We start from the raw sequence: 9,091 nt of genomic DNA on the forward strand, positions 1-9,091 counted from the left end.
GCATCCACGCGCTGCTCTGCTGCGTGAACTGGTTCCAGTAGTTGTTGTCGAGTTGCCCGCTGGAATTCAGCCGCGAGAGTTGGTACTCGGCCTGGTTGCGCTGGTACTGGTCGAAGAGGTCGTAGCTGGCGAAGCCGGTGTGCAGCGATTCGTGGTTCCACTGCCCGTCCATGCCGTTGTCGATGCGCACCTGAGAGAACCCCGCACTGAGGTGCGTGGTCTGCGTCATCAGGTCGTAGCTGCCGTTGCCGTCGCTGTCGCTGTCGGCTAGGCTCCACTCGCTTTGCGCGCGAATCTCGCCCTGCAACCCGGTTTGCAGGCCTTCGAAGCGGTAGGTTTCTTCGCCCGTGGCGTCGCTGCTGATCTGGCGGATGTCGTACTGCGCGATCAGGCTGCCATCGTCGCCGTCCACGTCGCCCACGTAACTGCGGCTGTAGATGGTCTGGCCCCCTTCGGCGTTGGGGATGACCATGTGGTACGTGCCATCACTGACGTTGGCGGTGATGGCCGCACCACCGCTGTAGTGGTAGGTGATGCTGCCGTCGGCATGGCGCTCGGGCAGGTACAAGGTCGTGCCGGCCGCGATCTGGCTCAGGTCGGATATCCCGGGGTTGCTCACCGCCACGGCTTGCTGGAAGTCGCCCCAATCGCTGAACCCTCCGGGCTGGCCCTTCTGCACAGCAAATGCGTCCCAGACAGTTCCACCGGCATTGACCGTCACGGCGTGGGCATTGGCCGTCTCGATCAGAAGGTAGTCGGTGCTGATGCGTGTGGGCGCGTCTGGTGGCGGTGCGATGTCGATCGCTTCGGGCAGCGAGACGATGGGTTCGGAGGAAACGCTCACGCTCAGGGACAGACCGCCCGCAGAGCCGGAACCGGGGGTTGCGGCGCCTTCGGGCCAGATGTAGGTGTTGAAGGCCCATTCGGAGATGTAGTCCCCGAACGCTGCGCCGAATGCCATACCTGCCAGAACTGAAACCGGCTTTATACGTGCGGGCACGTTAATTCCCGCGCCCATGGCACCGCCGACATACGTACCAGTCGCGCCACCCACGGCACCAACCGCCACCTTTGCGACCTCTCGTGGATCACCAGACGATATGGCGAACGACAATTTCACAGCATCGTTTGCAACATCAAATGCCACGCCCGTCAGGATCGCCCCCTTGGGTAGGGAGCCTTGCAATGCCCCGCTTGTGTATAGCGCATTCACCTTGTCTTTGAACATCCCATACACGCCACCGGACACGGTAAACATCACATCCATGAGTTTCGTGCCATCCACTTGATTCTGATTGCCATCGCTCATTTCCGACCACCCTTCTCATTGAAACCAAAACTGCGACATGCAGCAATGAACAAATCGATCGCACCAAGAGGCGCACATGCTGCGCCGACATATACCAAGGGAATCAACACAAACTGGCCGAGGCCGCTCTCAAGAAGGAATCGCTCGAACTGCGTAATGGAAAGCTTCGTTTCAAATGCAGCACTCGAATAAACCACAAACGACGCCACGAGACCAAATAGCGCAAGGCCAATTGCCTTCAGTCGTTGACCTGCCCCTTGCACTCCAACTCTCCTGTTCGGTAGCTCACCCAACAGATAGAGAAGATAACAACAGGAAAGCATCAAGCTGTTTGCATACCATGCACTAAGATATAGCGACTTCAGCACCGACTCTTGTCCACCCCAATAGGTCGCGATATTTATTAGTGAGGGCGGATAGAATAAATAGTCCTTCAACGCCGCACCGAGAAAATCATACGTGGCATCACGAAAAATAAACACAAATACCGCAGGCCACACTATCCACACAACGAGCGACACGGAAAAAAAATTTCCCAAGCCATCGTCACGAGCTGCGCCTTCGCTCACATTGACAGGTTTCGTCATTTTCAACATCCTCCCACCACTCATTCAAGCCGAGTCCGCAGAGTGGCATCAACTCCACTCGATCAAACAAAACCAGTGGCGCGAAATTTAGCCGATCCGCTTGCCCGTGCAAAAGCACCAATACCCCCTCGGCCGCAAAATTCATGAATTCATAATTTGCATGTCCGTTCAATATCTGGCGACCAACAACTCAGCGCGTGGGCCACTCGCCCACTCGGGGCCCGCATTGACGCACATGCGACGCGATTCGGGATTTCGCCACCACTGATTCGCCACTCATGCGAGGCCCGCCCCGTTTGGCAATGCCTGCGCGGAATGCCCCGACGACGTGCACCCCGCCACGCCCACCTGCGACGTCACGGTCAACATCACCAAATACGAGGCGTAATCCGACCGCAAGCGTTCCATCATCACGCCGACCGCCTCTTCTTTGCTGCGGCCGGGCATCACCCCATGAATCAGTTGCAGATCATGGCCTTGAGCGTTATGACAGAAATCAAGGATGCGGGTAGCGGCGCATGGCGATCACTCTGCGGATCGCGGGATGCAATCAGCGGCGAAGCATAGCCATCATTGGCATCAATTGACTTGAAGTTTCTCTGATGAATTGCAGTTGGCCGCTGCAATTGATCGAACGTTCAAATAAGACCATTGCCCGGCATTGACCGAATGCAGCCGCCGCCCAGGCACGAAAAAGGCGGCCCGTGGCCGCCTGAGAGAAAACGCCGCGCCACCCTTCGGGCGCGGCCGTCAGCCTTGTGTGCCCGCCCTCAGCGCTTCCCCGAGTTCTTCAGCGCCTGCTGGGCCACCGCATCCAGCGCCTCGTCCACCACGCTGTGATCGGCCACGACGCGCAGCTTGTCCTGCTCGATCAGGCGGTCCACGCCGCGGCGCGTCATGGACATGGATTTGCCCGAGGCGGTGCCGAACAGGAACAGCGTGCCGTGCGGGCTGGCCCAGGTGAGCTGCACGCGCAGGGCCTGGCCCTCCTGCTGCAGGTCGAACCAGCTGCCCACGGTGAGCGAGGTGGCGTCGCGCAGCACCATCTCGGCCTTGATGTCGAGCCAGTCGCGCTGCATCGGCTGGGTGGCCTGGAAGCCGGGCTGGGTCGTTTCGGGCAGTGACTCGTCGTAGAAGTTGGTTTCCTTCGCCTCGTGCTGGCGCATCCAGAGCTCGGCGTCGTCGGGGTTGAGCACGCTGGCGTCGGCCTCGGGCTCGGCTGGTGCGGGTGCGGCGGCCTCGCTGCTGCGCTGGGTCTTGTAGGCGGCCTCGTGCAGGCCCATCAGGGTCTGGAAGAAGGCCTCGACCTTGTCACGCGGGTAGTCGATCGAGTCCAGGCCTTCGCGCAAGGTGCGCAGCACCGGCGGGATGATGCGCACGAGGCGCGGCCGGTTCTGGCTGGCCAGCGCGAGCTGGCTGGACCACAGCAGGTCGGCCAGGATGTCGACGTAGCGCCGGGAGTTCGAATCGCCCGAGGTCATGGGCGGGTTGTCGGCCTCGTCGATGCGCGCCTTGGCCACCACCTGCGCCCACACACCGGTGAGGAAGCGGCGAACGGGGCCGGGCGCCTTGGGGTAGTCGGGCCGGGCGCGAAACTCGTTGGCGATCTTCTCGGCCAGCAGCTTGCGCTGCTCCACCTTCACCAGGGTCTGCACGGCTCGGCCACGCGCCTCGCGCTCGCCGCGCGGCACGGCGCGGTCTTCGGACTGGCGCAACTGGTCGAGCAGCGTGGGGAAACGTTCGGACAGGTCGGTCTTGCTCGAGCGGCGCAGCTCGTACACCACGTGCCGCAGCTCTTGCAGGAAGCCGCTGTAGCCCTCGTCCTGCTCGCTGGTGAAGGCCAGGCTGCGCGCGGTCACGGCGTCGAGCAGGCGCCGGGCGGGGTTGTTGCGGTCGGCGAAAAAGCGCGGGTTGCTGGCGGCGAGCTCCAGCAAGGCGGGCTTCATCTCCTGCAGGTGGTTGCGCACGGGCTTGAGCAGGCGCTTGTCGGCGGCGATGCGCTGCATCATCAGCGTCACCACCTCGCCGGCCAGCGCACGGGTCATGCCGTCGTTGCTGCGGCGCGAGGCGTCGCCGCCGTCCAGGTCGCCGACCAGCAACTGGTGCAGGTGGTCGAGCGTGAGCAGGGCTTCCTGGTCGCTCATCGGGCCTTCGAGCAGGTCCTGTCCTGCGAGGGCCTCCTCCGGCAGGACGCGCGATTCGGGCGCCATCACCACCGCGTAGCCCGCCGGTTGCACGCCCTGCGCGCCCAGCCAGTCGGCCAGGTGGCGGTAGAACACGTCGAGCGATTCGCCCATCGGCTTGGCGCCCACCTGCAGCCAGCGCGCCCGCGCCGCCGGCGTCACATCAATGGATTTGAGGGCCGAGAGCAGTGTGTCGACGAACACCTGCACGCGCAGCGGGTTGAGTTCGGCATTGACCACCTTGAAGCCCTGCGCGGTGGACAGGCGCGAGGTGAGCTCGTTGAAGGCGTCTTCGGCCGACAGCATGGCCGTCTGCTGCACGCGCGCGATTTCGACGCGCTCGTGCACTTGGTCGTCGCCCATCAACTCGAGTTCGTCGAGACTGAGCGAGGGCTTGCGCGCCTGGCCTGGCGTGGCGGGCGCCTGTTCGAGGCGGTCGGCCAGGGCCGAGAGCCAGTGCCTGGCGACCACCTCGCGCTGGCGGTGCACCGACTGGTGGGCCTCCAGCAGGGCCTGGCGTTCGTGCGGCTGGGTCTGGATCAGCTCGCGTTCGCGCAGCAGGGCGTGCACGCGGTCGATCCACACGGGGATCCATTGCCGGCACTGGTCCAGCGCCTCCTTCAAACACAGGTCGAGGGCCGGGAGCGGGGAATTGGGCATGGCAAGGGCATCAGCGTCGAAAGGCGGGGGCATTGTGCCCCCGGCACCATATCCCCAAAAGGGGGGAAAGCGTGTGCCCGACCCGGCAATTCAGGTTCAGGTGTCGCCCGATGCCGACATCAGATCGCGCCAACCCTGCGGGCCCAGGCGGCGCAGCGTGTCCATGTTGCGGGCCACGATGGCCTCGGCGTCGCCGCCTTCACTGGCCACGGCGCGGGCCACGCTGTCCTCGCGCAGCAGGTGCAGCGTGGGAAAAGGTGAGCGGTTGGTGGCGTTGGTGATGTCGTCGGGCTCGGTGCCCTCGAACTGGTAGTCGGGGTGAAAGCTGGCCACCTGGATCACGCCTTCCAGGTCGTGCTCGGCCACCACCTCGTCGGCGATGCCGAGGAAGTCGTTGAAGACCTCGAAGTCGGGAAACAGCGTGGGGTGCACGATGAGCGTGGTGTCGATCTGCTCGGGGGGCGTGTCCTTGAGCAGATCGAGTTCACGGTCCAGGTCGTCGAGCAGGCCGTCGATGTGGCGCGCGGAGCTCACGACGATGCGCACCTGGTTCTTCACCCACACGGCGCGCGCGAAGGGGCACAGGTTCAGGCCGATGACGGCCTTTTCGATCCAGTGCCGCGTCGCGGCGATGACCTGCTCGTCGGTCACGCCAGGCTCTTGAAGCGCGGGCGCTTGGGCGCGGCGCCCTCCTCACCCAGGCGCTGCTTCTTGTCGGCCTCGTATTCCTGGTAGTTGCCGTTGAAGAAGAACCACTGGCTGTCGCCTTCCGCGGCCAGGATGTGCGTGCAGATGCGGTCGAGGAACCAGCGGTCGTGGCTGACGACGAGCGCCGAGCCCGCGAACTCCAGCAGCGCCTCTTCCAGCGCGCGCAGGGTTTCCACGTCGAGGTCGTTCGAGGGTTCGTCGAGCAGCAGCACGTTGCCGCCCTCGCTGAGCATCTTGGCCAGGTGCAAGCGGCCACGCTCACCGCCCGAGAGGTTCTTCACCAGCTTCTGCTGGTCGCCGCCCGAGAAGTTGAAGCGCCCGCAATAGGCGCGGCTGGGCATCTGGAACTTGCCCACGGTGATCATGTCGAGGCCGCCCGAGATGTCCTCCCACACGGTCTTGTCGCCGGCCAGGCCGTCGCGGCTCTGGTCCACGGCGGCGATCTTCACGGTCTGGCCGATCTTGACCTCACCGCTGTCGGGCTGTTCCTTGCCGGTGATGAGCTTGAACAGCGTGGACTTGCCCGCGCCGTTGGGGCCGATGATGCCCACGATGGCGCCCGCGGGCACGGTGAAGCTCAGGTTGTCGATCAGCAGGCGGTCGCCGTAGCTCTTGCTGACGTTCTTGAACTCGATGACCTCGTTGCCCAGGCGGTCCGCCACGGGGATGAAGATCTCGTTGGTCTCGTTGCGTTTCTGGTAGTCGACGTCGCTCAGTTCCTCGAAGCGGGCCAGGCGCGCCTTGCTCTTGGCCTGGCGGCCCTTGGCGTTGGAGCGCACCCACTTGAGCTCTTCCTTCATGGCCTTGCGGCGCGCGTCTTCGGTGCGCTGCTCCTGCTCCAGGCGGGCCTCCTTCTGCTCCAGCCAGCTGGAGTAGTTGCCCTTGTAGGGAATGCCGTGGCCGCGGTCGAGTTCGAGGATCCACTCGGCCGCGTTGTCGAGGAAGTAGCGGTCGTGGGTGATCGCGACCACGGTGCCGGGGAAGCGCTGCAGGAAGTGCTCCAGCCACTCCACGGACTCGGCGTCCAGGTGGTTGGTGGGTTCGTCGAGCAGCAGCATGTCGGGCTTGCTCAGCAGCAGGCGGCACAGCGCCACGCGGCGCTTTTCGCCACCGGAGAGCAGACCGATCCTGGCGTCCCAGGGCGGCAGGCGCAGCGCGTCGGCGGCGATCTCGAGCTGGTGCTCGGAGTCGGTGCCGGCGGTGGCGATGATGGCCTCGAGCTGGGCCTGCTCGGCCGCGAGCGCGTCGAAGTCGGCGTCTTCCTCGGCGTAGGCGGCGTAGACCTCTTCCAGCCGCTTCTGGGCCTGGCGCACCTCGCCCATGCTGTCTTCCACGGCCTCGCGCACGGTCTGCTCGTCGTTGAGCCTGGGCTCCTGCGGCAGGTAGCCGATGCGGATGCCCGGCATGGGGATCGCCTCGCCTTCGATCTCCTTGTCGATGCCGGCCATGATCTTGAGCAGCGTGGACTTGCCGGAGCCGTTGAGGCCGAGCACGCCGATCTTGGCCCCCGGGAAGAACGACAGCGAGATGTCCTTGAGGATCTGGCGCTTGGGCGGCACGATCTTGCCGACCCGGTTCATGCTGAAGACGTATTGAGCCATGGTGTCCTGTGGGAAATTTGCAGCGCGGGGCGTCGCGCGAAACCATGGATTATCGACCCATGCGACAATACGCCCCGTTCGGGCACATCAGTTGGCCCGGCACCAGCAAGCTGCTGGGGTGTGCCTCCCGCGCGGACGCCACCAACTCCCCCTGAAATCCATCGGCCCCTGACTGAGCGGGGCGGCGCCCCCAGCGGCGCTCCCGTGTGGCCGATGTCCCAGCGCCCTGGAAGGGCGCCGCTTCACACCATGACATTCGAAGAACTGAACCTGGCCCCGGCCATCGTGCAAGCCGTGCATGACCACGGCTATCACACGCCCACCCCCATCCAGGTCGAGGCCGTCCCGGCCGTCCTGGCGGGCCGCGACCTGCTCGCCGGCGCCCAGACCGGCACCGGCAAGACCGCCGCCTTCACGCTGCCCATGCTGCAGCGCCTGTCGCAGGGTGAACGGCCGAAAAACCGCTTCGGCGGCATCGGCATTCGCGCCCTGGTGCTCACTCCCACGCGCGAACTCGCCGCCCAGGTGGAGGAATCGGTCCGGGTCTACGGCAAGCACGTGGACCTGTCGTCCACCGTGGTGTTCGGCGGTGTGGGCATGAACCCGCAGATCGACGCCATGAAACGCGGCGTGGACATCCTGGTGGCCACGCCGGGCCGCCTGCTCGACCTGCAGCAGCAAGGCTTTCTCGACCTGTCGAACGTGCAGATCCTGGTGCTCGACGAGGCCGACCGCATGCTCGACATGGGCTTCATCCACGACGTGAAGAAGGTGCTGGCCCTGCTGCCCCAGAGCAAGCAGAGCCTGCTGTTCTCCGCCACCTTCAGCGACGAGATCCGCGACCTGGCGCAAGGCCTGCTCAAGGACCCGCAGCACATCCAGGTGACGCCGCGCAACACCACGGTGCAGCGCATCACTCAAGTGATCCACCCCGTGGGCCGCGGCAAGAAGAAGGCCCTGCTGGTCTACATCATCCAGTTGCACAACTGGAGCCAGGTGCTGGTGTTCACGCGCACCAAGTTCGGCGCCAACAACGTGGCCGACTACCTGAACAAGAACGGCATCACGGCCATGGCGCTGCACGGCAACAAGAGCCAGGGCGCGCGCACCCAGGCGCTGGCCGGCTTCAAGAGCGGTGAGATCCGCGCCCTGGTGGCCACCGACATCGCCGCGCGCGGCATCGACATCGACGAACTGCCGCACGTCGTCAACTACGACATCCCCAACATCTGCGAAGACTACGTGCACCGCATCGGCCGCACGGGCCGCGCGGGCCGCGAAGGCCAGGCGGTCAACCTCGTGAGCCTGGACGAAGAAGGCTTCATGATGGAGATCGAGCGCTTCACGAAGCAGCAGATCCCGGTGGAGATGTTCGCCGAGTACATGCCCGAACCGGGTGAAAAGGCCGAGCCCATCGCCATGGGCCGCCAGACCATCTGGGGCGGCGCGGGCAAGCCGCCCAGCCGCGAGGTGATGGCCGCTGCCGCCAAGGCCGCGCGCCAGGAGATGGTGCAGCGCATCCGCGAGAAGAAGAGCAACGAAGGCCAGGGCCAGGGTCGTGGCCAGGGAGATGGCCAGCCGCGCGGCGGCCAGGGCCAGAAGGCACGGGGCCCGCGCCCGCCAGGCGGCGGCCAGGGCCAGGGCAACGGCGGCGGCCAGTTCAACAATGGCCAGCAGCGCCAGCGCCCCCCACGCGGCGACCGTCCGCCGCGCGCCGATCGTCCCCCGCGCGTCGAGGGCGAGGACGGCTACGAGCGCCAACCCGGCCCCAACGCCCACCTGGGCAGCCTGCGCATCCGCGATCCCCGGCCACGCCAGGCCAACCCGAACGGGCAGCCCGACCCGCTGCGCACCGGCATCGACGCCATGCGCACGGGCAACCGGGGCAAGAACCGCAACAAGAAGGGCGGCGGCGGTGGCGGTCAGCGTGGCGAGGGCAACGTCGATCCGCTGCGCACCAACTACGGCCGCATCGGGAACAACTAGCCCGGATATTTCACCGTAGTAGAGCCACAAACGAGTACGGCATTGCCCTTGTGTGCC

At 65.2% G+C, this 9,091-nt stretch carries 7 protein-coding genes; 1 reads left to right on the top strand and 6 read right to left on the bottom strand.

All coding sequences use genetic code 11. The features are described 5' to 3' along the window. From GTO19_RS06485 to ettA, 6 genes are all read right to left on the bottom strand, one after another. Positions 1–961 (bottom strand): hypothetical protein (locus tag GTO19_RS06485; protein WP_291031108.1); only part of this gene is annotated, 961 nt, incomplete at its 3' end. Between the two features lie 344 nt (positions 962–1,305). After that, positions 1,306–1,896 (bottom strand): hypothetical protein, encoded by a 591-nt coding sequence (locus GTO19_RS06490; protein WP_291031111.1) that lies wholly within the window; start codon positions 1,894–1,896, stop codon positions 1,306–1,308. A 276-nt stretch (positions 1,897–2,172) separates the two neighbouring features. Further along, positions 2,173–2,343, bottom strand: coding sequence for a hypothetical protein (locus tag GTO19_RS06495; protein WP_291031114.1), 171 nt, complete (start codon positions 2,341–2,343; stop codon positions 2,173–2,175). Between the two features lie 323 nt (positions 2,344–2,666). Then, positions 2,667–4,739 (bottom strand): DUF1631 family protein, encoded by a 2,073-nt coding sequence (locus GTO19_RS06500; RefSeq protein ID WP_291031118.1) that lies wholly within the window; start codon positions 4,737–4,739, stop codon positions 2,667–2,669. A gap of 96 nt (positions 4,740–4,835) precedes the next feature. Further along, a complete protein-coding gene (locus GTO19_RS06505; protein ID WP_291031121.1) occupies positions 4,836–5,390 on the bottom strand; it encodes a DUF1415 domain-containing protein in 555 nt (184 codons plus the stop codon). Then, complete coding sequence (ettA, locus tag GTO19_RS06510; protein ID WP_291031124.1) at positions 5,387–7,048, bottom strand: energy-dependent translational throttle protein EttA; 1,662 nt, start codon at positions 7,046–7,048, stop codon at positions 5,387–5,389. The genes GTO19_RS06505 and ettA overlap by 4 nt, the downstream gene beginning before the upstream one ends. Before the next feature lie 249 nt (positions 7,049–7,297). Between ettA and GTO19_RS06515 the strand changes: the two genes are divergently transcribed. After that, complete coding sequence (locus GTO19_RS06515; RefSeq protein WP_291031127.1) at positions 7,298–9,034, top strand: DEAD/DEAH box helicase; 1,737 nt, start codon at positions 7,298–7,300, stop codon at positions 9,032–9,034. Positions 9,035–9,091 lie beyond the last annotated feature (57 nt).

The sequence above is a fragment of the Hydrogenophaga sp. genome (assembly GCF_011772445.1).
GTDB lineage: Bacteria > Pseudomonadota > Gammaproteobacteria > Burkholderiales > Burkholderiaceae_C > Hydrogenophaga.